The 21,759-nt window shown below is 72.1% G+C and carries 20 protein-coding genes, 1 pseudogene and 2 riboswitches; of the genes and pseudogenes, 12 read left to right on the top strand and 9 right to left on the bottom strand.

The features are described from left to right. The first annotated feature begins 5 nt into the window (after positions 1-5). The 4 genes from ftsR to gcvP all read left to right on the top strand — a co-directional run bounded on the left by ftsR (position 6) and on the right by gcvP (position 5,450). On the top strand, positions 6-698 hold the full coding sequence (gene ftsR, locus ACTG9Q_RS22250) for a transcriptional regulator FtsR (protein WP_455574791.1): 693 nt from the start codon (positions 6-8) through the stop codon (positions 696-698). Positions 699-868: 170 nt separating this feature from the next. Next, complete coding sequence (locus ACTG9Q_RS22245) at positions 869-1,345, top strand: bifunctional nuclease family protein (protein WP_455574790.1); 477 nt, start codon at positions 869-871, stop codon at positions 1,343-1,345. Between the two features lie 302 nt (positions 1,346-1,647). Continuing rightward, the gene (locus ACTG9Q_RS22240) at positions 1,648-2,214 is read left to right on the top strand and encodes a MerR family transcriptional regulator (RefSeq protein WP_455574789.1); all 567 of its coding nucleotides are present in this window, start codon (positions 1,648-1,650) and stop codon (positions 2,212-2,214) included. Positions 2,215-2,285: 71 nt separating this feature from the next. Next, positions 2,286-2,389: riboswitch (glycine riboswitch) on the top strand. Next, positions 2,390-2,509, top strand: a riboswitch (glycine riboswitch). A 70-nt stretch (positions 2,510-2,579) separates the two neighbouring features. Beyond that, entirely contained in the window at positions 2,580-5,450 is a 2,871-nt protein-coding gene (gene gcvP / locus ACTG9Q_RS22235) for an aminomethyl-transferring glycine dehydrogenase (protein ID WP_455574788.1), read from the top strand. Between the two features lie 245 nt (positions 5,451-5,695). On the opposite strand, the gene ACTG9Q_RS22230 is transcribed toward gcvP, so the two are convergent. Further along, positions 5,696-6,100: a hypothetical protein gene (locus tag ACTG9Q_RS22230; protein ID WP_455574787.1), complete on the bottom strand. Its 405-nt coding sequence runs from the start codon at positions 6,098-6,100 to the stop codon at positions 5,696-5,698. 176 nt (positions 6,101-6,276) lie between these two features. On the opposite strand from ACTG9Q_RS22230, the gene ACTG9Q_RS22225 reads away from it, so the two are divergent. From ACTG9Q_RS22225 to ACTG9Q_RS22210, 4 genes are all read left to right on the top strand, one after another. Further along, the gene (locus ACTG9Q_RS22225; RefSeq protein ID WP_455574786.1) at positions 6,277-7,263 is read left to right on the top strand and encodes a hypothetical protein; all 987 of its coding nucleotides are present in this window, start codon (positions 6,277-6,279) and stop codon (positions 7,261-7,263) included. 18 nt (positions 7,264-7,281) lie between these two features. Continuing rightward, entirely contained in the window at positions 7,282-7,653 is a 372-nt protein-coding gene (locus ACTG9Q_RS22220) for a hypothetical protein (protein ID WP_455574785.1), read from the top strand. A gap of 61 nt (positions 7,654-7,714) precedes the next feature. Next, positions 7,715-8,530, top strand: a complete 816-nt coding sequence (locus ACTG9Q_RS22215; protein ID WP_455574784.1) for a hypothetical protein — start codon at positions 7,715-7,717, stop codon at positions 8,528-8,530. Then, a complete protein-coding gene (locus ACTG9Q_RS22210; protein WP_455574783.1) occupies positions 8,485-9,363 on the top strand; it encodes a hypothetical protein in 879 nt (292 codons plus the stop codon). The genes ACTG9Q_RS22215 and ACTG9Q_RS22210 overlap by 46 nt, the downstream gene beginning before the upstream one ends. Positions 9,364-9,453: 90 nt before the next feature. Here ACTG9Q_RS22210 and ACTG9Q_RS22205 read toward each other — a convergent pair whose 3' ends face one another. The 7 genes from ACTG9Q_RS22205 to ACTG9Q_RS22175 form a co-directional block, all read right to left on the bottom strand. Next, positions 9,454-9,645 carry a S1 RNA-binding domain-containing protein gene (locus ACTG9Q_RS22205; RefSeq protein ID WP_455574782.1) on the bottom strand — a complete coding sequence of 64 codons (192 nt, stop codon included), beginning with the start codon at positions 9,643-9,645 and terminating at the stop codon, positions 9,454-9,456. Between the two features lie 375 nt (positions 9,646-10,020). Next, positions 10,021-11,388 (bottom strand): TIR domain-containing protein, encoded by a 1,368-nt coding sequence (locus ACTG9Q_RS22200; RefSeq protein WP_455574781.1) that lies wholly within the window; start codon positions 11,386-11,388, stop codon positions 10,021-10,023. A 45-nt stretch (positions 11,389-11,433) separates the two neighbouring features. Beyond that, positions 11,434-12,306, bottom strand: a complete 873-nt coding sequence (locus ACTG9Q_RS22195; protein ID WP_455574780.1) for a 3-methyladenine DNA glycosylase — start codon at positions 12,304-12,306, stop codon at positions 11,434-11,436. Continuing rightward, positions 12,299-13,333, bottom strand: a complete 1,035-nt coding sequence (locus ACTG9Q_RS22190; protein WP_455574779.1) for a hemolysin family protein — start codon at positions 13,331-13,333, stop codon at positions 12,299-12,301. Before ACTG9Q_RS22190 ends, ACTG9Q_RS22195 begins: the two co-directional genes overlap by 8 nt. Then, on the bottom strand, positions 13,330-14,646 hold the full coding sequence (locus tag ACTG9Q_RS22185; protein WP_455574778.1) for a hemolysin family protein: 1,317 nt from the start codon (positions 14,644-14,646) through the stop codon (positions 13,330-13,332). The genes ACTG9Q_RS22190 and ACTG9Q_RS22185 overlap by 4 nt, the downstream gene beginning before the upstream one ends. 256 nt (positions 14,647-14,902) lie before the next feature. Beyond that, on the bottom strand, positions 14,903-16,042 hold the full coding sequence (locus tag ACTG9Q_RS22180) for an MFS transporter (protein ID WP_455574777.1): 1,140 nt from the start codon (positions 16,040-16,042) through the stop codon (positions 14,903-14,905). Beyond that, entirely contained in the window at positions 16,042-16,638 is a 597-nt protein-coding gene (locus ACTG9Q_RS22175) for a TetR/AcrR family transcriptional regulator (protein WP_455574776.1), read from the bottom strand. The genes ACTG9Q_RS22180 and ACTG9Q_RS22175 overlap by 1 nt, the downstream gene beginning before the upstream one ends. 159 nt (positions 16,639-16,797) lie before the next feature. On the opposite strand from ACTG9Q_RS22175, the gene egtA reads away from it, so the two are divergent. The 4 genes and pseudogenes from egtA to egtD all read left to right on the top strand — a co-directional run bounded on the left by egtA (position 16,798) and on the right by egtD (position 21,085). Further along, positions 16,798-18,039, top strand: coding sequence for an ergothioneine biosynthesis glutamate--cysteine ligase EgtA (gene egtA, locus ACTG9Q_RS22170; RefSeq protein ID WP_455574775.1), 1,242 nt, complete (start codon positions 16,798-16,800; stop codon positions 18,037-18,039). Continuing rightward, positions 18,036-19,355 (top strand): ergothioneine biosynthesis protein EgtB, encoded by a 1,320-nt coding sequence (gene egtB, locus ACTG9Q_RS22165; protein WP_455574774.1) that lies wholly within the window; start codon positions 18,036-18,038, stop codon positions 19,353-19,355. The genes egtA and egtB overlap by 4 nt, the downstream gene beginning before the upstream one ends. Before the next feature lie 2 nt (positions 19,356-19,357). After that, a pseudogene (egtC, locus tag ACTG9Q_RS22160) lies at positions 19,358-20,074 on the top strand (ergothioneine biosynthesis protein EgtC); the annotation flags it as partial. Positions 20,075-20,119: 45 nt separating this feature from the next. After that, a complete protein-coding gene (egtD, locus tag ACTG9Q_RS22155; protein ID WP_455575048.1) occupies positions 20,120-21,085 on the top strand; it encodes an L-histidine N(alpha)-methyltransferase in 966 nt (321 codons plus the stop codon). 146 nt (positions 21,086-21,231) lie between these two features. On the opposite strand, the gene ACTG9Q_RS22150 is transcribed toward egtD, so the two are convergent. Further along, positions 21,232-21,759, bottom strand: a 528-nt coding sequence (locus ACTG9Q_RS22150) for an endo-1,4-beta-xylanase (protein ID WP_455574773.1), incomplete at its 5' end; no start/stop codon positions are given.

The raw sequence follows: 21,759 nt of genomic DNA, 5'->3' as shown, positions 1-21,759 counted from the left end.
CACTGGTGACCATCGTCGGGCAACCGACGCGGGACGGATCGACCATCGGCGCGGTGCTGGCCCGGCTGCGCCCGGAATTTCCCGACGTCACCATCTCCAAGATTCGGTTCCTGGAGGCCGAGGGGCTGCTCAGCCCCGAGCGCACGGCGGCGGGCTACCGCCGCTTCTCCGAGGCCGACATCGCCCGGCTGCGGTTCGTCCTGGCCGCCCAGCGCGACCACTACCTGCCGCTGAAGGTCATCCGCGAGCGCCTGGACGCCGGGGCGACCCTGCCCGCGCTGACCGCGGTCCCCAAGCGCGGCAGGATGCCCGTCATCGGCTTGGACGAGCCCGCGGGCGACCGGCTCACCCGCGAGGACGTGCTGGCCCACACGGGCGTGCCGTCGGCGCTGCTGACCGAGCTGGAGCAGTACGGCCTGGTGCGCCCGGACCCCAGCGGCTGTTTCGACACCGACGGCGTGCAGGTGGTGCGGATCGCCGCCGCCCTGGGCGGGTTCGGCATCGAGCCCCGGCACCTGCGCGCCTTCCGGGCGGCGGCCGACCGCGAGCTGGGGCTGCTCGAACAGGTGGTCGCGCCGCTGTACCGCCAGCGCGACCGGGCGAAGGCCGGGGAGCAGGCGCGGGAACTGGCCGGACTGTCAGTGGGTTTGCATACCCTGCTGGTGAAGTCCGGATTGCGCCGGGTCACCGGTGAGTGATCGAGAACCTTGGTGTGGGCCTGCGCGGATTGTGACCGGATCTGCGTGCCGGGGCCCGGGATTTGTCGGGCATGGTGGCAGCTTGGCGGGTAGCGTCGGGGCCAGGCGATAAGCGATGCTCGGTGAAGACGGGACGCCGGAGCCCCAGCGAGCGGAGGGAGGCGAGCCCGATGAGCAGCGAGATGCGCGTGGTGGGCGTGCGGGTGGAGCTACCCGCCAACCAGCCGATCCTGTTGTTGCGTGAGACCGACGGTGATCGGTACCTGCCCATCTGGATCGGGTCGGTGGAGGCCACCGCGATCGCGCTGGAGCAGCAGGGGGTGCGGCCTGCCCGGCCGTTGACCCATGACCTGCTCAAGGACGTCATCGGCGCCTTGGGCCGCGAACTGGAGCAGGTCCGGATCACCGACCTGCGAGAAGGCACCTTCTACGCCGAGCTGGTCTTCGACGGCGACATCCGGGTCTCGGCCAGGCCGAGTGACTCCGTGGCGCTCGCGCTGCGGGTGGGCGTGCCCATCCACGCGGAGGACGCGGTGCTGCAGGAAGCGGGCCTGGTCATCCCGGACGAGCAGGAGGACGAGGTGGAGAAGTTCCGCGAGTTCCTCGACTCGATCTCCCCGGAGGACTTCCGGGGCGCTGACACCTAGACCGGTTGCACGCGCACCGCGTTGACCGGGGGAGACCTCGCCCGGTCCGGTGTGGGGGCGTCGGTCGCGGTGCGATGGCACATCCATCCACAATGCGGCATCCTGCTTCTCTCACCGTGCGGTTCGCCGGTTGTCCGCGCGTCGCGTTGACCCCTGGGCGGGGTCGTCTTACCGTCGGGGACGAGCCGATTCGCGCCGGGCGTGCGAGCCCACCTCCGCGAAACGGCGCGGCCGAGGCGTTCCCACCAGCGGAACGGGCGGTCTCGTTCGCCGGTCGCCAGACCGGTCGAGGGGAGGCAGGCGTGTTGGAACACGGGTCCACCACGGCGGGTCAGCCGGACGGCGCCGAGCAGGGCGAGTTGTTCCCGGACGCGTCGCTGCCGGACGAGTTGGTGGGCTACCGCGGGTCAGCGGCCTGCCAGATCGCGGGCATCACCTACCGCCAGCTCGACTACTGGGCGCGCACCGACCTGGTGGTGCCCACCATCCGCAGCGCCCACGGATCGGGGTCGCAGCGGCTGTACTCGTTCAAGGACGTGCTGGTCCTCAAGGTCGTCAAGCGGCTGCTGGACACCGGTGTGTCGCTGCAGAACATCCGCGTCGCGGTGGAGCACCTGCGCCGCAGGGGGGTGCGCGACCTGGCGAGGATCACCCTGTTCAGCGACGGGACCACGGTCTACGAGTGCACCTCGCCCGAGGAGGTCGTCGACCTGCTGCGCGGCGGCCAGGGCGTGTTCGGCATCGCGGTCAGCGGCGCCATCCGGGAGATCACCGGCACCATTCATGAGTTCCCCTCCGAGCGGGCCGACGGCGCGGTCATCTCCGACGACGAACTCGCCCAGCGCCGCAAGGCCCGAACGGCAGGATGAGCTGTGACGCCCGCCACCGCAACCGGTGAGCGGGCAGGTCACCCGGCTGGGGCTAGACTCAGCGACGTCGCCGATCCCGCGCGGGAGAGTCCGACCGGCCCCACCAGGCCGGTTCGGCGCCGAAGGAGCAAATCCTCCCCGGAACCTCTCAGGCACCCAGGACCGCATGGGGGAGACACCTCTGGAAAGCGAGCCCGCCGGTCACCTCCGGCAGGGCCCCGCCGAAGGTGCAAGCCCGCTGCAGCGGGTGAAGCTCTCAGGCGCCCGGGTACCGGGCACGGACAGAGGGGGAGGGCCACCGGGCGACTGACGTCCGTGGGCCCGAACCCGACTGCCCGAACCCCGACTGCCTGAGGAGCTTGCCGATGACGAGCGACCGCGTCCCCCTCGCCGCGCTGGAGCACGGCACCCCGTTCGCCGAGCGCCACATCGGCCCGCGGCCCGCCGAGCTGGCCCGCATCCTCGACACCGTCGGCGTCGGCTCCTTGGAGGAGCTGGCCGAGCACACCGTGCCCGCCGCCATCCGGGAGGACGGCCTGCGGCTGGACCTGCCCGAGCCCGCCACCGAGGCCGAGGCGCTGGCCGAGCTGCGCGCGCTGGCCGCGTCGAACCGCACTCTCGCGCCGATGATCGGTCTGGGGTACTACGGCACGGTCACCCCGCCGGTCATCCGCCGCAACGTGCTGGAGAGCCCGGCCTGGTACACCGCCTACACCCCGTACCAGCCCGAGATCAGCCAGGGCAGGCTCGAGGCGCTGCTCAACTTCCAGACGATGGTCGCCGAGCTGGTCGGCCTGCCCACCGCGAACGCGTCCATGCTGGACGAGTCCACCGCCGCCGCCGAGGCGATGACGCTGCTGCGCCGGGGCGGGCGGTCCAAGTCGAACCGGTTCGTCGTGGACGCCGACACCTTCCCCCAGACCATCGCGGTCGTGCGGACCCGCGCCGAGCCGCTGGGCATCGAGGTCGTCGTCGCCGACCTGGCCGACGGCCTGCCCGACGGTGAGTTCTTCGGCGTGCTGCTGTCCTACCCCGGGGCCTCCGGGGTGGTGCGCGACCACGCCGAGCTGATCGCCGAGGCGCACTCGCGCGGCGCGAAGGCCGCCGTGGCCGCCGACCTGCTGGCGCTGACGCTGCTGCGCGCGCCCGGCGAGATCGGCGCGGACGTCGTCGTCGGCACCACCCAGCGCTTCGGCGTGCCGATGGGCTTCGGCGGCCCGCACGCCGGGTACATGGCCGTCGCCGCCGGGCTGGAGCGGCAGCTGCCCGGCCGCTTGGTCGGCGTGAGCACCGACGCCGACGGCAACCTGGCCTACCGGCTGGCGCTGCAGACCCGTGAGCAGCACATCCGCCGGGAGAAGGCCACCTCCAACATCTGCACCGCGCAGGTCCTGCTGGCCGTGGTCGCCTCGATGTACGCCGTCTACCACGGCCCCCTGGGCCTGCGCGGCATCGCGACCCGGGTGCACCGCATGGCCGCCGTCCTGGCGGGCGGGCTGCGCGCCGGTGGCGTCGAGGTCGTCCACGACGGCTTCTTCGACACCGTGCTGGCCCGCGTCCCCGGCCGCGCCGCCGACATCGTCGCCGCGGCCCGGGAGCGGGAGGTCAACCTGCGCCTGGTCGACGCCGACCACGTCGGCATCGCCACCGGCGAGACCACCACCCGCGCCCACCTGCGCGCGGTGTGGGCGGCCTTCGGGGTCTCCGGCGACCCCGACGCCCTCGACGAGACGGTGGCCGACGCGCTGCCCGGCGCCCTGCTGCGGACCAGCGACTACCTGACCCACCCGGTGTTCTCCACCCACCACTCCGAGACCGCGCTGCTGCGGTACCTGCGCGCGCTGTCGGACAAGGACGTCGCGCTCGACCGCAGCATGATCCCGCTGGGCTCGTGCACGATGAAGCTCAACGCCACCGCGGAGATGGAGCCGATCACCTGGCCCGGCTTCGCCGAGCTGCACCCGTTCGCGCCCGTCGAGGACGCGCCCGGGATGCTGCGGGTCATCGATGACCTGACGGGCTGGCTGGCCGCGGTCACCGGCTACGACGCGGTCAGCCTGCAGCCCAACGCGGGCAGCCAGGGCGAGTTCGCGGGCCTGCTGGCGATCCGGGCGTACCACCGCTCGCAGGGCCACGGCGAGCGCGACGTGTGCCTGATCCCGTCGAGCGCGCACGGCACCAACGCCGCCAGCGCGGTCATGGCCGGGATGCGCGTGGTCGTGGTCAAGTGCGACAGCTCGGGCAACATCGACATGGAGCACCTGCGCGCCACCGTCGAGGCCCACCGCGACGACCTCGCCGCCATCATGATCACCTACCCCTCGACGCACGGGGTGTACGAGGACACCGTGCGCGAGGTGTGCGGCCTGGTCCACGACGCGGGCGGCCAGGTCTACGTCGACGGCGCCAACCTCAACGCCCTGATCGGCCTGGCCCGCTACGGCAAGTTCGGCTCGGACGTCTCGCACCTGAACCTGCACAAGACCTTCTGCATCCCGCACGGCGGCGGCGGCCCCGGCGTCGGCCCGATCGGCGTGCGCGCGCACCTGGCCGAGTTCCTGCCCAACCACCCGCTGCAGCCCGCGGCGGGCCCGGCCACCGGCGTCGGCCCGATCAGCGCCGCGCCGTGGGGCAGCGCGTCGATCCTGCCGATCTCCTGGGCGTACGTGCGGATGATGGGCGCCGACGGCCTGCGCCGGGCCACCCTGACCGCGGTCGCGGCGGCCAACTACGTCGCCCGCAGGCTCGACGAGCACTACCCGGTGCTCTACACCGGCAAGGGCGGCTTCGTCGCCCACGAGTGCATCCTCGACCTGCGCCCGCTGACCAAGGCCACCGGCATCAGCGTCGACGACGTCGCCAAGCGCCTGGCCGACTACGGCCTGCACGCCCCGACCATGAGCTTCCCGGTGGCGGGCACGCTGATGGTCGAGCCCACCGAGAGCGAGGACCTGGCCGAGCTGGACCGCTTCTGCGCGGCCATGATCGCCATCAAGTCCGAGGTGGACAAGGTGGCGGGCGGGGTGTGGCCCGCCGGGGACAACCCGCTGGTCAACGCCCCGCACACGGCGGCGTCCATCGCGGCCAAGTGGGACCACGCCTACAGCCGCGAGGAGGCCGCGTTCCCGACCGGCTCGACGGCGGCGAAGGTGTGGCCGCCGGTGCGCCGCATCGACGGGGCCAAGGGCGACCGCAACCTCGTCTGCTCCTGCCCCCCGCTGGACGCCTACGCCTAGGGGTCTCACACCACTGGACAGCCGCTTTAGGACAATGAGGTGACAAAACCACGCCGGTCCCGGGCATTCGGGTGAGTTGGCGCTAGCGTCGCAGTCCGTACACACAGTGCTCCGCTCTGTGAAAGGACCGCCGGGATGGTCGCCCAAGTCGAGCGCACCGATTTCATACCCCGCGTCGCCGCTCCCGTGCCCGACCGTGACGACAGCACCCGCTTCCTCTGCGCCGCGGCCCACCTGAGCCCGGACTACGCGGAGTCCGCTGTCGCCGAGATGCTGGTCGAGCCGACCAGGGCCACCGCGCCCTCGCTGGGCATCGACGCCGGGGCGGTGCTCACCGAGGCGGTCGCCGCGCGGGTGCGGGTGCGGCTGGTCGCGGCCGCCGCGCTGGTGACGGCCGTCGTGCTGGCGCTGCTGTGGCCCGCCGGGCTGGCCGTCTGGTTCGGCGTGTCCAGCCCGCTGCTCGTGGCCAAGGTGGTCCGGTGGGTCAGGGGCGGGCGCAGCGCGCGTGGCGTCGGCATCCGCTCGGGCGCGGCGGTGGTGATCGCCGCCCTCGTCCTGATCGTGCTGCTCGGGTTCCAGGACGGTGATGTCGAGCCGAGCCCGCTGGCGCTGCTCGTGCTCGTCTCGCTGCTGGTAGTGCTGATCGCCAACCGGGGTCGCGGTCAACCGGCTGATCGCGACCCGGTTCCAGCGGCGCAACGGGGCGCAGCCCTCGCCGTCGGCCCGGCTGGACTCCCCGCTGCTCTCGTTCAGCCAGGGGCTCACCCAGCGGGTCAAGGAGCGGTACCTGACCGACGACCGCTTCGTCGCCCCGAGCGAGGCGGCCGTGGTCGGCCCCCCGAACGAGACCGACGCCGCGGACTGGGTGCCGGTCGTCGTGCACCGCGGCTACGAGCCCTTCGTCGGCGCCGGGGGCCCGTTCCGGCCGTGGTCCATGGCGATCCCGCTGGAGCGCGACCCGCTGGCGAGCGAGTACCAGACGCTGTCCACGGCGCGGCTGCTCGACAGCATCAGCCGGGAGGTCGAGCGGCTGCGCAAGTCCGGCCCGCTCTCGCCCAGCGGGCGGCTGCGCAGGCTGATGTCCGAGGACGTGGTCCTGATCAGCTCCGACGAGCTGGTCGAGCACCTGGGCGCCGAGGACGGTCAGCCGTTCCTCAGGGACCCCGGTCACCGCCCCTACACCCACATCTCGCGCGCCCGCGCGATGGTGCTGCGCGACAACCCCGTGGAGTGGGCCCGCCACTTCCGCCGGTTCACCGTGCTGACCTGGGACCACGACCTGATCCTGTCGGTCTACCTGCACGTGGCCATGGACGAGTCCACTTTGTACATCGAGTGGACCCCGTGCGTGCTGCGGCCCATCAACGACACCTTCCGGGACATCGACACCCGGCACTACTCCGTCGGCCGCGCGGTCGGGCAGGCCGTGGTCGACCTGCTCCGGTTCCCGGCCGACCTGCCCGCGGGCATCTCCCGGCTGTTCACCGTGGCCCGCCCGCTCAAGGTGGAGCGCGGCCTGGTGAACCCCGACAAGTACGGCGCGCTGCGCAGCCTGCGCGAGTTCGCCGCCGACGAGGGCGTGCGCACCTACTTCCAGCGCCTCGACGTCGACCGCTACCTCAAGATCCTGCACACGCGCGCGATCCGCGCCGTCGGCGGCCTGCTGGCCGAGGCGGGCTACCTGAGCGCGTCGCTGGAGCAGCAGGCGCAGGCCGTGGTGCAGAACAGCGTCCACATCGGCGGGTCGATGAGCGGCTCACTGGTGATGGGCGCGCACAACACCATCCGTGACATCAACGTGAAAGGCGGCTGATCCGTGGAACCCCGCTCAGTGACCAACCGGGTGGACATCGGCGGTTCGATGACCGGACCGCTGATCCAAAGCGGCGGCTCGGTCCGGGTGAACGACATCAACGTCTCGCCCGCGACGCCGCGGGCCCGCCTGGCCGCCGAGATCGCCGAGGTGCGGGCGCTGCTGAAGGCGCACGCCGCGCTCGTGCCCCGGCACGCGATGACCGACGTGTGCCTCGGCCAGATCGCCGCGCAGGTGCGTGAGCCCGCCGAGCCCGCCGCGTCCGCCGTCGGCCCGCTCTGGCGTGAGATCCAGCCGGAACTGTCCACATTGGCCGAATCAGTGGCCGGGCTCGCGGAGTTGGGGCCGCGGCTGGCGGCCATCAGCAGCGGCATCAGGGCGCTAGATTGAGAGTTGGCGCCCACGGTTGAGCCCAGCACATACTTTTCATCGCGGGAAAGGAACGCCACGAATGGCCGTGCTGAACGAGCACACCGTCGACACCTCCGGTAGCGACGCATCGGTTGCCGACCGCGACGACATCACCCGCTACCTCTGTGCCGCTGCACATCTGAACCCGAACTATGCAGACGCTGTGGTCGCGGAGATGCTGACCGAATCGACGCGGGCTACCGCGCCATCGCCAGGGGTGAACGCGAGCGCAGTGCTCGCCGAGGCGGTCGCAGCACGAGTGCGAGTGCGGATTGTCGCGTCAGTCAGTTTGTGCGCCGCGTTTGCCCTCGCCCTGCTGTGGCCCACTGGACTGGTCTTGTGGTTCCTGCTCGCCATCCCAACGCTACTCTCTCGCATGGGTACGTGGTTCGGGTCGGAACCAGGTGTTCCCCGAGCGGGCGCCGTGAGAGCGGCCTCGGTGGTCTTCCTCGTTCTCGCGACCATAGTGGTCCTTGGACTCGATATTGACGATCTCGCGCCTTCGTGGGCCTTCTTTCTGGTGCTCGCCGCGCTCCTCGGCGTGTACTCGGCCAACCGTATCGCGGTCTACAAGCTCATCGCCGAGACGTTCCAGCGCCGTCCGGGTACTCAAGCATCGGTCGTGACCAGGCAAGATTTGGCCCTACAGTGCCTCAGTGACGAGTATATGGCGCAGATTGAGGACCGCTACCTCCGGGAAAAGAAGTCGGTCACCGTCTCCGATACGGATGCTACGGACCTGGTGCCTCTGGTGGTTTATCGCGGCTACAACCCCTTTGTCGGTGGGGGAATCCCTACCAAGCCTGGTCAATGGCTGTTCCCTTGGAGCGCAAGCCGCAGGCCTCTGAGCAACTGACGTTGTCCACTGCGCGGCTGATGGATTGCATCACTTTGGAAATTGAGCAGCTCCGCACTGCGCGTCCGCTGTCCCCCAGTGCCCGGTTACGCAGACTGGTTTCCGAGGACATCGTGGTGATCGGCTCCGATGAGCTGATCGAGCGTGTGGACGATGATGAGACAACCCCGTACATCGAGAGCTCGGTTCATCGTCCGTACAGTCATATTTCTCGCGATCGTGCTCTGGCCTTGCGCGATGAGCCCATCGAGTGGGCGCGCCACTATCGCAAGTTTACGGTAGAGACTTGGGACCGAGAGCTCATCCTTTCAGTGTACCTGCACCTCGCGATGCACGAGTCTGCTTTGTACATCGAGTGGACACCCTGCGTTCTGTTGCCCATCGACACTGAATTTCGCAAGATCGATAGCGTCGAGTACACCCCTTTCAGGGGGATCGTGGCGGCGATCGGTGATCTCCTGACTTTTCCGGCTGACCTCTTTGGAAACATCGTTCGGTTGTTCGCCCTACCGGAGGTTTTGCGGGACGGCGTCACATCCAACCCCGATCGATTCGGTGCTCTTCACAGTTTGAGGGAGTTCGCCGCTACTCCGGTCGTGACCAACTACTTCCAGCGGCTCGACATCGACCGGTACCTCAAAATCATGCACACGCAGGCGCTCCGGGCTGTCAGCACCATGCTGTCGGACGCCGGGTTTCTCGTCGCGGCGTTGGAGCAACAGGTGCAGGCGATCGTGCAGAACAACGTGCACATCGACGGTTCGATGACGGGGTCGCTAACGATGGGACAGAGCAACAAGATTGGCAATATTGAGGTGAAGAAAAGTGGTTGACGAAAACGCGTCTCCATCGACAGGGGGATCAGGGCGCTAGACTGAGCGCGGGCCTCCGGCAGTGTACGGCTGCCGGAGGCCCTTGCGCGCTCACGCCTTCGCGAGGCTGAAACGCTGCTTGTCGGGGTCGGCGTGCAGGACGCGGACCTCGATCTGGGTGCCGACTTCAAGGGACTCGCCGTGCAGCAGGCCGTGCGGGCCCTCCGGGTGCTCGATGAAGGAGCCGAAGGGCACGACCTGGACGACGGTGCCGACGAAGACGTCGTCCACCGATGGGAACATGTGTATTCTCACCTCCCTTCCCCTGGTGTCCGAAAACGACACTCGGTGGGGCGGGAGGGGCCCTGATCACGTCAGGGCCGGGCAACCGTTTCGCTCGCGGCCAAAGGCCGACCCGGCAGTCATGTCCCCTACCGTATCGGACGTCCCGCGCGCGGCGCAATCCTTCCGGGTGGGGATCAGGACCGGCTTCGAGCCGGCCGACATGCGCGCACCGTCCACGTTGGACAACGGCGACCAGGCAGTCTCAAACCCGGACGAGTTCGGGGCCCGGCCCGCCTACCCGGTGATCGCCTTGACGAGGTCCTCGCCGCCCACCGCCGCGCATCCGCTCACCAGCAGCACCAGGGCCACCACCACTTTCAGCATGGGCGCATCCTAGAAGCGCGTCCTCCGGGCCAGTAGCTCCCGCAGCGCGGCCAACTCCGCGGGCGCGGTGTCCAGGACGGCCCGCCTGCGCCAGCGCGCCAGCCGGTAGGAGGTGTCGACCGCGCCCAGCTGGCAGCCGACGGCCGCGACCACACCCGCCGCCGCCCACCCCAGCGCGGGCCACAGCGGGCCGCCTGCCTGCCAGTGCATGACCGCCGCGCCCACGGTGGTCCCGAGCGCGGCGCCGAAGAGGGCGGCGTGCGGCAGGGTGACCAGGGGCGAGGACACCCGCAGCCACGCCCACCGCCGCAGGTCCTGCTGCGCGCGCACCGCGCCCAGCCGGTCGGCGATCTGCGCCAGCACGTACTCGGCCTTGTCCCGGTCGGACCGCGAGATCGGCCCCTGTCGGGCGAGGTGGGCGCCGACCATGGCCAGCTCCCCGCGGATCGAGGACGGGGTGGCGGCCAGCCAGGCGCGCGGCCAGGCCAGCGCCTTCTCTCGGTGGTTGATCCACTGCGTCGCCAGCCCCATCGTGGCCACCACGACCACGCCCAGCGCGGCGAGCCGCAGGTCGGCGGGCATGTCGCTGGTCAGCAGCACGATCACGGCCAGCCCGGCGATGGTCGCCCCGACCACCGCGTTGGTCCTCTCGTCGCCGGGCCGCCTGGTCCAGGCCCGGTCCATCCCGTCGATCGGCTTGCGCAGCGCGTGGACGAGCGCCGCTGTGCCCCAGGCGACCACCAGCAGCGCCACCAGGACCACCGCGAGCGCCGTCAGCCAGACCACCCGGTCGGCGGTGGCCTGGTGCACCACCGCCACCGGCACCACCGCGCCCGCCAGTGCGGCCTGCGCCATCGCCGTCCGCCACCGCCCGCGCGGGCGCGGGTCCGGCTCCGGCGTCGGAAGCGCCTCCGCGGCCACGTGCCCCTCGATCACCGCGAGCAGCGTGCCGATGTCGTGCTCCCACTGCCCGAACCGAACCGCGTGCGCCTGGCACTTCGCCAGCTCGGCCAGCTCCGGCGGCAACTCGCCCGACTCGGGCAGCCGGGCGTCCGCCAGCAGCACCGGCAAAACCGGCTTGCCCTGCTCCAGCGCGGTGGCCAGCTCGTGGCGCACCCAGTCCAGCTCACCCTCGCGGTCGCGCAGGTCCGCCAGCCACTCCCGGTGGATCACCGCGACCACCAGCTCGCTGCCCGCGAGCCGCTCGCGCAGCTCGTCGGGGTACCGGGTCGCCGCCCGCATCCCGGTGTCCAGGAAGACCGCCCCCGCGCCGAAGTGCCACCGCAACCGATCGGCGACCGCCTCGACGACCTGCGCGTGCGGCCGCAGTCCCGAGGGCCGCCGGTTCTGCCGGTAGTTGACGAAGATCGCGTTCACAGAAGCATTGTGGCCGGGTTCCCGCGCGCCGCGGTGCCGAACAGCTCAGAGGGCGGCGTGGGCGCGCAGCAGCGTGTCGCACAGGTCGATGAGCCGCCCGCGCAGGGGAGCGGCGCGTTCGGCGAAGGCGGACTGGGCGCGGACGTAGTCGGCGCGGCCGCGCTCGGTCTCGATGCGGACCGGGGGGTAGCCGAGGTCGGCGAGGTCGTACGGGCTGGCGCGCATGTCGAGTTCGCGGATGTCGGCGGCCAGGGCGAAGCAGTCCGCGGTGAGGGCGGACGGGGTGTAGGGGTCCAGCTTGTAGGACCACTTGTAGAGGTCCATGCCCGCGTGCAGGCAGCCAGGCTGCTCATTGTCCACTTGGGACTCACGAGTGGGGTTGACGGTGTTCAACGGGCCCGCGTCCGGGGTGAAGAAGCGGTACGCGTCGTAGTGGCCGCAGCGGATGGTCTGGGTTTCCACGACGGAGTCGGTCCCCTGTGGACCCAGCCGCAGCGGCCAGGCGTGGCGGACCTCGGGGGTGCGGTAGACCATGGCCCACTCGTGCAGGCCGAAGCAGCCGAGGCGGGGTGGGCGGGACAGGGTGGCCGACAGCAGGGCGCGGACGAACTCGGCGGTGCGCAGACGTGCCTCGGGAATCGCGGCGAGGTCGACGCTCACGCCGTCGGGGGTCTCGGCATAACCGGGCCAGGACAGGTATTCCCGCGCCGACGGCCCCGCCAGCGCCACGCCCGGACCCGGGTGCCAGCGCTCCAGGCGGGCCGGGCGGTGGGAGTAGTAGGTGAACAGGAAGTCCAGCACCGGGTGCTTCTCGCCGCGGGTGCGGCGGTCCACGTGCGGCGCGGTCCACCGGCGCACGCGGTCGAGGTGCGCCGAGCGCATCGCGTGCCAGGCGGATTCGGGCAGGACCTCAGTCATTGCGGACGTGCGTCCCGTCGCGCACGCGCCCGACGTACTCCTCCACCAGGTCCTCCAGCGCCACCACGCCCACCACCGCGCGGTCCGGCGCCACCGCCTTGCCGAGGTGGCTCTGGGCGCGCCGCAGCACCGCCATGGCGTCGTCGAGGCGGGAGTCGGCGGGGACCTCGGGCAGGTCGCGGACCCGCACCACCGTCGCCGGGTCGGCGTCGACCTGGTCGAGGACGTCCTTGACGTGCACGTACCCGTCGATGCCGCCGTCGCGGTGGACCGGGAAGCGGGAGAAGCCGGTCTCGGACACGGCGGCGGCGATGTCGCCGACCGTGGGCGGGAACGGCAGCATCGTCAGGCGGTCCAGGGGAACCATGACCTCGGCGACGGTGCGCCGCGCCGAGGACAGGGTCTGGGTGATGCGGCGGTGCTCGGAGTCGTCGAGCAGGCCCTCGCGGCGGGACTCGGCGATCAGGGTGGCCAGCTCGTCGTGGGTGTAGGAGTTCTCCACCTCGTCCTTGGGCTCGACCTTCGCCAGGCCGAGCAGCCAGGTCGACACGGCGGTGAACAGCGCCAGCAGCGGGCGCACCATCCGGCAGAAGGCGTAGTGCGCGGGTACCATCGCCATCGCCGCGCGCTCGGGGCCCGCGATGGCCAGGTTCTTCGGCACCATCTCGCCGATCACCGTGTGCAGGGTGACGACGATGGCCAGCGCGAAGGCGAACGCGATGCCGTGGACCACGGCCTTCGGCATCCCCAGCGCGCCCAGCGGCACCTCCAGCAGCCCGGCGATCACCGGCTCGGACAGCGCGCCCAGGCCGAGCGAGCACACCGTGATGCCCAGCTGCGCGCCCGCGATCAGCAGCGGCAGCCTGCGCCCCGCCTCGATCACCACGGCCGCGCGCTTGTGCCCGTCGCGCGAGAGCGCCTCCAGCCGGTCGTGGCGGGCGGTGATGATGGCGAACTCGGCGCCGACGAAGAAGCCGTTGCCCAGCAACAGGAGCAGGGTCGCGCCGAGGGCCAGCAGGTCGGTCATGTCTCGGCTCCCCTGGCCACCCTCAGCTCGGCCACCCGGTGCCGGTCCATCCGCAGCACGGTGACGCGCCAGCCGTCCAGGGCGATCTCGTCGTTGACCGCCGGGATGCGGCCCATCATGGTCACGACCAGGCCCGCCAGCGTCTCGTACTCGCCGCTGGGCATCCGGAAGCCGGTGGCCTCGGCGAGCTCGTCGTCGCGCAGCAGCCCGGAGACCAGCCAGCTGTCCCGGCCCAGCCTGCGCACGGGCGCGACCTCGCCGCGGTCGTGCTCGTCGCGCACGTCGCCGACGATCTCCTCGACCAGGTCCTCCAGCGTGACCAGCCCCGCGGTGCCGCCGTACTCGTCGACGACGATCGCCACCTGCAGGCCGGACCCGCGCAGCCGCTCCAGCAGCGCGTCGCCCTCCAGCGTCTCCGGGACCGTCAGCACCGGCCGGGCGAGCGAGCCCACCCTGGTGGTGGCCCGCTGGCCCGCGGGGACGGCGAACACCTGCTTGACGTGCACGACACCGCGCACCTCGTCGAGGTCGCCGCCGTGCACCGGGAACCGGGAGTGCCCGGTGGCCAGCGCCAGCTCGACCAGCTCGGGCACGCAGGCGTCGGCCCGCAGCGCGCTCACCCGCACCCGCGGCGTCATCAGCTCACCGGCCACCCGGTCGCCGAACAGCAGCGACCGGCTCAGCAGCGCCGCGGTCTCGGTGTCGAGCGTGCCCGACGCGGCGCTGGAGCGGACTAGCCCGCCCAGCTCCTGCGGCGAGCGGGCGCTGCGCAGTTCCTCCTGCGGCTCGACGCCCAGGCGCCGCACCACCCAGTTCGCCGCGGAGTTGAGCCCGTGGATCAGCCAGCGCAGGGCGGAGGTGAACGCCATCTGCGGGATGGTGACCGCGCGCGCGGTGGGCAGCGGCCGGGCGATGGCCAGGTTCTTGGGCACCAGTTCGCCGAAGACCATCGACAGCGAGGTCGCCACCGTCAGCGCGACGACGAGCGCCACCGGCCTGGCCACCGCCTCGGGCATCCCGAGCGCGGTGAACCCCGGCGCGATGAGTTCGGCGATGGCGGGCTCGGCGATGTAGCCGGTCACCAGCGTGGTGATCGTGATGCCGAGCTGCGCCCCGGAGAGCTGGAAGGACAACCCCCGGTGCGCCTTCTGGATCGCCAGCGCCCGCCGGTCCCCGACCCGCTCGGCGTGCCGGTCGACCTGGCTGCGCTCCAGCGTCGTCAGGGAGAACTCGGCGGCGACGAACAGGGCGGTGCCCGCGGTCAGGACGCTCACCGCCAGCAGCCCGAGCACGCTCAACAGAACTCCGGTCACCAAGCACCCCGCTCGGCTTCCGGATAGGTATGCCGGCCGGGACTCTCTCCCGGCTCGCTACTGCGACCGGGGGACCGCGCCTCGCGCATGACCGGCACTCACTCCTCGCACGGATGGACCAACCGACCCATTCTAGGGCGTCCTGATGACCATGGGTCGTCTTCCCGGCTGCCAGAACCCCATCCGCTCTCCGCGGAGCGGCAAATCCCCCGCCCAGACCCACAAAACAAACCCACCCGACACGCCGCGAGCCGGGTCACCCCCGCCCGAGCAGCGCCCCGAGCCCCGCCGCCGCCAGCTGGGCCACCGCCACCACCGCGATCGCCGCGCCCGGTCCGGCGGCGGGCACCAGCCACCCGCCCACCGAGGCGCCCACCGCGAAGCCGCCGATCTTCAGGCTCGCGCCCGTCGTGGCCACCTGGGCCAGCAGCGCGGGCGGGCTGTGCCGCTGCCGCGTCGCCATGATCCCGGGCAGGGCCAAGCCCTCCACCAGCCCCGCCAGCAGCACCAGCCCCACGAGCACCGTCATCGACCCCGCCAGGGGCCAGGTCACCATCACCACCCCGTAGGCCGCGGTGCACCCGTAGACCACGACATCGACCCGCCGGTCGCGCAGCCGCCTCCCGAACGCCACGGTCGCCGCCAGGCAGCCGACCTCCAGCGCCGCCCACAGCCACCCCGCCCCCGCCGTCCCGACGCCCAGCTCCTGCGCGCGCAGCGGCAGCGCCGTCGCCAGGACCCCGACCGACCCCAGGCTGAGCACCGAGGTCAGCGTCGCTCCCCGCAGCGGTGGCGTCCTGACCAAATGGGACAGCCCGGCCCGCACGGTCGACAGCAGACCGGCTCGCGGGCGGTCCTCCGGCGCCATGGCGGGCAGCAGGCCGGTCGAGCCCGCGCCCACCAGTGCCAACCCGGCGATCGCGCCGACCGCCGCGTCCGGGGAGACGACCGCCGCCAGCGTCCCGGCCAGCGCCGGGCCCGCGATCGCCGCGGTGTTGAACACCGCCGCGTCCAGCGCGTTCGCCCGGGGGAGGCCCGCCTCGGGGACCAGCCGCGGCACGAGGCCGGAATACCCGCCACTGGTCAGCGGCAGCGCGAACCCCGTCATGGCCGCCAGCACAAAGGACCACGCGGTCGCATCGATCGTGACCAGGCCCACGCAGGCCACCGCGAGCAGCGCGCCGCCGCCCGCCAGCACAGTCCGCCGATACGCGGTGCGGTCCAGCCAGGCGCCCAGCACGGGCCCCGAGAGCACCGACGGAAGGGTGTACGCGGTGACCGTCGCCCCGGCCAACAAAGGACTTCCGGTCCGGTCGAGCACCAGCAGCACGACGGCCACGCCGACCATCTCGTCGGCGACCCGCGCGCAGGCGGCCGCCAGCAGCCACCGCCGCATCACGTGGCCCTGCGGTGCCTCCGCACGGACTCCTCGACCAAGTCCAGCACGGCGTCCAGGTCGTCGGCGGGCAGCCCCATGGCCAAATGGGACACCAGCCCCTCCAGCACCAGCTCCAGAAATGCTGTGAGCACTGTCACATCGATGTCGTCGCGCAGGTTTCCGGCCTCCCGCTGGCGCAGCAGGCGGTTGCGCGTGGCGCCGGTCAGCTGGGCGGAGCGCTCGGCCCAGCGGGCGCGGAACTCCGGGTCGGTGCGCAGCCGCCGGGAGACCTCAAGGCGGGTGCCGAGCCAGTCGGCGGGCCCGTCGCCGTGGCCCGCCCCGGGGGGCGCGGCGAGCAGGTCGCGCATCACCTGGACCAAGCCCTGCTCGGCGACGACCTCGGTCATCCGCAGCACGTCGTCCTCGGCGAGGGCGAGGAACAGCGACTCCTTGTCGCGGAAGTGGTGGAAGATCGCGCCGCGGGACAGGCCGGTGGCTTCTTCGAGCCTGCGCACTGTGGCGCCTTCGTACCCGTGCCGGGCGAAGCAGGATCGGGCGCCGTCGAGAATCTGGCGGCGGCGCGCGTCAAGGTGGTCCTGGCTGACCCTGGGCATGGGGCGATCGTGGCAGTCGGCCGGAAAAGAAGCAATCCGTACGTACGTATTGCGTGTCACGCCATCCCGGCGGCCTGCGCCTGTCGGTGCCCGCGTGTAACTTCGGAACGACCGCAAAGCCGTGATGCTACGGCATGGTTCCCGGAAGGGATTACCCACGTGACCGCACTCCGCGACCGCGGAGCCGCTGAGCCTGACGGCAGGCGGCTGCGCGCTCGAGTGGAGGCCGAGGCGTACGTGGCCTCGGTCTGCTTCAAACACGGCCCACCCCGGCTCACCGGTGTCGAGCTGGAATGGACCGTCCACCACCGCGACGATCCCCGGCGGCCGCTCGACCCGGACGTCCTCGACGCCGCCCTGGGCCCACACGCCCCGCAGACCCTGCGACCGGACAGCCCGCACCTGCCGCTACCGGCCGGTTCCATCGTCACCCTCGAACCCGGCGGCCAAGTCGAGATCTCCTCTCAGCCCGCCGCGGCCTTCGGTGATCTCATCGATGCGGTCACCGCGGACCACCGCTTCCTCTCCCACCGGCTCGACGAGGCCGGACTCACCCTCGGCGTCCACGGCACCGATCCGTTCCGCCGTCCCACCCGCCTGCTCGACACCCCGCGCTACGCGGCCATGGAGCGCGCCTTCGCGCCGATCGGCCCCGACGGCATCACGATGATGTGCGCCACCGCGGGTCTGCAGGTCTGCCTCGACATCGGCGAGCCCGGCGACGTGGTGGTGCGGTGGGCGGCGCTCAGCGCGCTCGGCCCGGTGCTGGTCGCGTTGTTCGGGAATTCACCTGTCCTTTCCGGAGTCGTCACCGGCTGGGTGTCCGAACGCACCCGTGCCGTGCTCGGGGTGGACCCGGCGCGCAGCAGGCCCGTTCCCATCACCGACGACCCGGCGGGCACCTGGGCCCGTCACGTGCTCGACACCCCGCTGCTGTGCGTGCGGCGGGACAACGGCACCTGGGACGCGCCCGCCGGGGTCACCTTCGCCGACTGGATAGCGGGCGCCCTGCCCACCAAGCCCACGACCGCCGACCTCGACTACCACATCTCGACGATGTTCCCCCCGGTCCGCCCGCACGGGTACTTCGAGGTGCGCTACCTCGACGCCCAGCAGGGCACGGACTGGATCACCCCGGCGGCCCTGGTGACCGCCCTGATGTCCGAGCCCGCCACCGTCGCCGCCGTGGCCGGGGCCTGCCTGCCGGTCGCCGACCGGTGGCTGCCCGCGGCCCGGCTCGGCCTGGCCGACGCCCCGACGGCCGCCGCCGCCCGCACCGTGCTGGACCTGGGCCTGCGCGCGCTGCCGGGGCTGGGGCTGCCGCCGGGCGCCGCCGCCGTGGCCACCGCCCGGCTGGCCGGACTCGCCGATCGACTGACGATTCCTGGGAGGCCGGCATGACCACCGGTACCGAGCACACCGAGGCCGAACGGCTGCGCGAGCGCGTGGCCGCCGACCTGCGCCGGGCGCGCGAGCGCAGCACGGCGCTCACCGACATCGATGACGACGACCTGGTGCGCCAGCACTCAAAGCTCATGTCGCCGCTGGTGTGGGACCTCGCCCACGTCGGCAACCAGGAGGAGCTGTGGCTGGTGCGCGATGTCGGCGGGCGCGAGCCGCTCCGCCACGACATCGACGACCTCTACGACGCCTTCCAGCACCCGCGCGCCGACCGGCCCGCGCTGCCGCTGCTCAACCCCGTCGAGGCCCGCGGCTACGTCCGCGAGGTCCGCGACAAGGTGCTCGACGTGCTGGAGACCACGCCGCTGGAGGGCAGTCCCCTGGTGGAGCGGGGGTTCGCCTTCGGCATGATCGTCCAGCACGAGCAGCAGCACGACGAGACCATGCTGGCCACCCACCAGCTCCGCGCGGGCGCACCCGTGCTGCACGCGCCCGCGCCGCCGCCCGCCGCGCCGGTCGCGGCAGCCGAGGTGCTGGTGCCGGGTGGACCGTTCACCATGGGCACCTCGACCGAGCCGTGGGCGCTGGACAACGAGCGGCCCGCCTTCACCGCGGAGCTGGCGCCGTTCTGGATCGACACGGTGCCGGTCAGCAACGGCGACCACCTCGCCTTCATCGACGCGGGCGGGTATGACGACCCGCGCTGGTGGTCGGCGGCGGGCTGGGCGCACCGGCAGAAGGCGGACCTGCGCGCCCCGCGGTTCTGGAGGCGCGACGGCGACGGCTGGCTGCGCACCCGGTTCGGCGTCGTGGAACCGGTTCCGGCCGACGAGCCGGTGGTGCACGTGTGCTTCCACGAGGCGGCGGCGTACGCGCGGTGGGCGGGCAAGCGGCTGCCCACCGAGGCCGAGTGGGAGAAGGCGGCCCGGTTCGACCCGGCCACCGGGCGCTCGCGCCGGTACCCCTGGGGCGACGACGACCCGGGGCCCCAGCACGCGAACCTGGGCCAGCGGCACCTGCGGCCCGCCCCGGTGGGGGCGTACCCGAGGGGCGAGTCGCCGCTGGGCGTGCGCCAGCTGATCGGCGACGTGTGGGAGTGGTGCGACTCGGACTTCCTGCCGTACCCGGGTTTCGCGGCGTTCCCGTACAAGGAGTACTCGGAGGTGTTCTTCCGGGGCGACTACAAGATGCTGCGCGGCGGGTCGTTCGGCACCGACGCGGCGGCGGTGCGGGGCACGTTCCGCAACTGGGACCACCCGGTGCGGCGGCAGATCTTCGCCGGGTTCCGCTGCGCCCGCGATGCGGACCGGCGCTGACGATGTGCCGCCACCTGGGGTACCTGGGCCCCGCCGTGCCGTTGTCGCGGCTGCTGCTGGAGCCGCCGTCGGGTCTGCTGCGCCAGAGCTGGGCCCCGGCCGACATGCGCGGGGGCGGGACGGTGAACGCCGACGGCTTCGGGGTCGGCTGGTACACCGAGGCCGGGCCCGTCCGCCACCGCCGCGCCGTTCCGATGTGGACGGACACCTCGTTCGCCTCGGTGGCCGCGGCGACCGCCAGCGGGGCCGTGCTCGCCGCGGCCCGCTCGGCCACCGTCGGGATGCCGGTGGTGGAGACCGCCTGCGCCCCCTTCGCCGAGGGGGACTGGCTGTTCAGCCACAACGGCGTGGTCGCGGGCTGGCCGGAGAGCGTGGCCGACCTGGCCGCGACCCTGCCCACCGTCGACCTGATGACGCTGGACGCGCCGACCGACAGCGCCCTGCTGTGGGCGCTGGTGCGCCACCGGCTGCGCGCCGGGGTCGGCCTCGGCGACGCGCTGGCCGAGGTCGTCGCCGCCGTCACCACCCGCGCGCCGGAGTCCCGGCTCAACCTCATGCTCACCGACGGCCGCGCGCTGGCGGCCACGACCTGGTGGCACTCGCTGTCGGTGCTGCGCACCGGCGACTCCGTCGTCCTGGCCTCCGAGCCGTGGGACGACTCGGACCGGTGGACGTCCCTGGGGGACCGCCTGCTGGTGACCGCCACCCTCGAACCACATCCCGACGTGCGGATCACCGCACTGCCCGACCCGGAAGGCCATGCCGTGTCCACAGTGGAGATCCACCTGCCCGCCGACCACGCCGCCCGCGGTCTCGCCGCCGACGTGCGCGCCGGGCTGGCGGCGACCCCGAAGTCCCTGCCACCGAAGTGGTTCTACGACGCCCGCGGCAGCGAGCTGTTCGACGCGATCACCCGCCTGCCCGAGTACTACCCGACCCGCGCCGAGGCCGCGATCCTGACCGCGCACGCGGCGGACATCGCCGAGGCCACCGGCGCGCACACGCTGGTCGAGCTGGGCTCGGGCTCCTCGGAGAAGACCCGGCTGCTGCTCAACGCCCTGCGCGAGCACGGCAGCCTGAACCAGGTCGTGGCGCTGGACGTCTCCGAATCCGCCCTGCGCGCGGCCGCGGACGCCCTGACGCTGGAGTACCCGGGGGTCGGGGTGCACGCGGTGGTCGGCGACTTCACCGAACACCTGGCCCTGGTGCCCGGTGAGCCGCCGCGGCTGGTGGCGTTCCTGGGCAGCACGATCGGCAACCTGCTGCCCGACGAGCGCGCCAAGTTCCTCGGCGCCCTGCGTGGCACGCTGCTGCCGGGGGAGTGGCTGCTGCTGGGCACCGACCTGGTGAAGGACCCGGCGACGCTGGTGCGGGCCTACGACGACGCGGCCGGGGTGACCGCGGAGTTCAACCGCAACGTCCTGCGCGTGCTCAACCGCGAGCTGCGCGCCGACTTCGACGTCTCGGCCTTCGAGCACGTCGCGGTGTGGGACGCGGAGCGGGAGTGGGTCGAGATGCGGCTGCGCGCGGCACGGGCGCAGCGGGTCGAGATCGCGGCGCTGGGCATGACCGTCGACTTCGCCGAGGGGGAGGAGCTGCGCACCGAGATCTCCGCGAAGTTCCGCCGCGAGGGCATCACCGAGGACCTGGCCACCGCGGGCTTCGCCGCGCACAGCTGGTGGACCGACCCGGAGAACCGCTTCGCCCTGTCGCTCTCGCGCGCGGAGTAGCGCACGCGGGAGTGAACGGTGTGGGTGACCACACCGCTCACTCCCGTGCGTACCAGCCGGTTTATCTGTCAGCGGGTCCTGCCAGCCGGTTGGTCTTGCCAGCCGGGTTGCCTGCCAGCTGGGTTGCCTGTCAGTCGGGTTGCCTGTCAGCCGGTGGCGCAGCTCAGCCGTGGCCAGCTCCAGTTGCCGCCGTGCTGGACGGTGAAGCCGAAGACGTTGCCGTTGCCGTTGGGCCGCGCGGTCATGACCAGCCCGTTGGAACTCATGCTGACGCTGGCGTTCCAGCTGTTGATGATCCGCTGCGGGCTGGACAGGGTGACCGTGACCACCCAGTTGCTCGCGCCGGAGACGGTGACCTGGCCGTTGAAGCGGTCACTCCACTTCTGGCCCTCGGCGTAGGCCGTGGTGCAGCTGCCGCCGGGAGGGGGCGTTGTCGTCGTCGTGGGCGGGGTGGTGGTCGAGGGCGGCGGGGTGCCGCCGTTCAGCGCCGTGAGGACCGAGTTGTAGGCGGCCTTCTTGTTGCCGCTGCCGTCGAACAGCAGCGGGGTGCCCGAGGCGCGCCAGGAGTCGGTGTCGCGGATGCCCCAGACGGTGATGCCGGTGCAGCGGGAGACCGCCAGGCAGGCCTTCACGACGCGTTCGTAGTTGGATGCCTGTGCGGAGCCGGAGCCTTC

The organism is Actinokineospora lacus (genome assembly GCF_053813445.1).
The sequence above is the reverse complement of the archived record's forward strand: the minus strand, read 5'-3'. Positions and strand labels throughout refer to the sequence as shown.

Excerpts from the sequence above, each read along its gene's own strand:
- ACTG9Q_RS22245 (WP_455574790.1), top strand. The coding sequence starts at position 869 with ATGAGCAGCGAGATGCGCGTGGTGGGCGTGCGGGTGGAGCTACCCGCC.
- gcvP (WP_455574788.1), top strand. The coding sequence starts at position 2,580 with ATGACGAGCGACCGCGTCCCCCTCGCCGCGCTGGAGCACGGCACCCCG.
- ACTG9Q_RS22215 (WP_455574784.1), top strand. The coding sequence starts at position 7,715 with ATGGCCGTGCTGAACGAGCACACCGTCGACACCTCCGGTAGCGACGCA.
- ACTG9Q_RS22210 (WP_455574783.1), top strand. The coding sequence starts at position 8,485 with ATGGCTGTTCCCTTGGAGCGCAAGCCGCAGGCCTCTGAGCAACTGACG.
- ACTG9Q_RS22205 (WP_455574782.1), bottom strand. The coding sequence starts at position 9,645 with ATGTTCCCATCGGTGGACGACGTCTTCGTCGGCACCGTCGTCCAGGTC.
- ACTG9Q_RS22195 (WP_455574780.1), bottom strand. The coding sequence starts at position 12,306 with ATGACTGAGGTCCTGCCCGAATCCGCCTGGCACGCGATGCGCTCGGCG.
- ACTG9Q_RS22190 (WP_455574779.1), bottom strand. The coding sequence starts at position 13,333 with ATGACCGACCTGCTGGCCCTCGGCGCGACCCTGCTCCTGTTGCTGGGC.
- ACTG9Q_RS22180 (WP_455574777.1), bottom strand. The coding sequence starts at position 16,042 with ATGCGGCGGTGGCTGCTGGCGGCCGCCTGCGCGCGGGTCGCCGACGAG.
- ACTG9Q_RS22175 (WP_455574776.1), bottom strand. The coding sequence starts at position 16,638 with ATGCCCAGGGTCAGCCAGGACCACCTTGACGCGCGCCGCCGCCAGATT.
- egtB (WP_455574774.1), top strand. The coding sequence starts at position 18,036 with ATGACCACCGGTACCGAGCACACCGAGGCCGAACGGCTGCGCGAGCGC.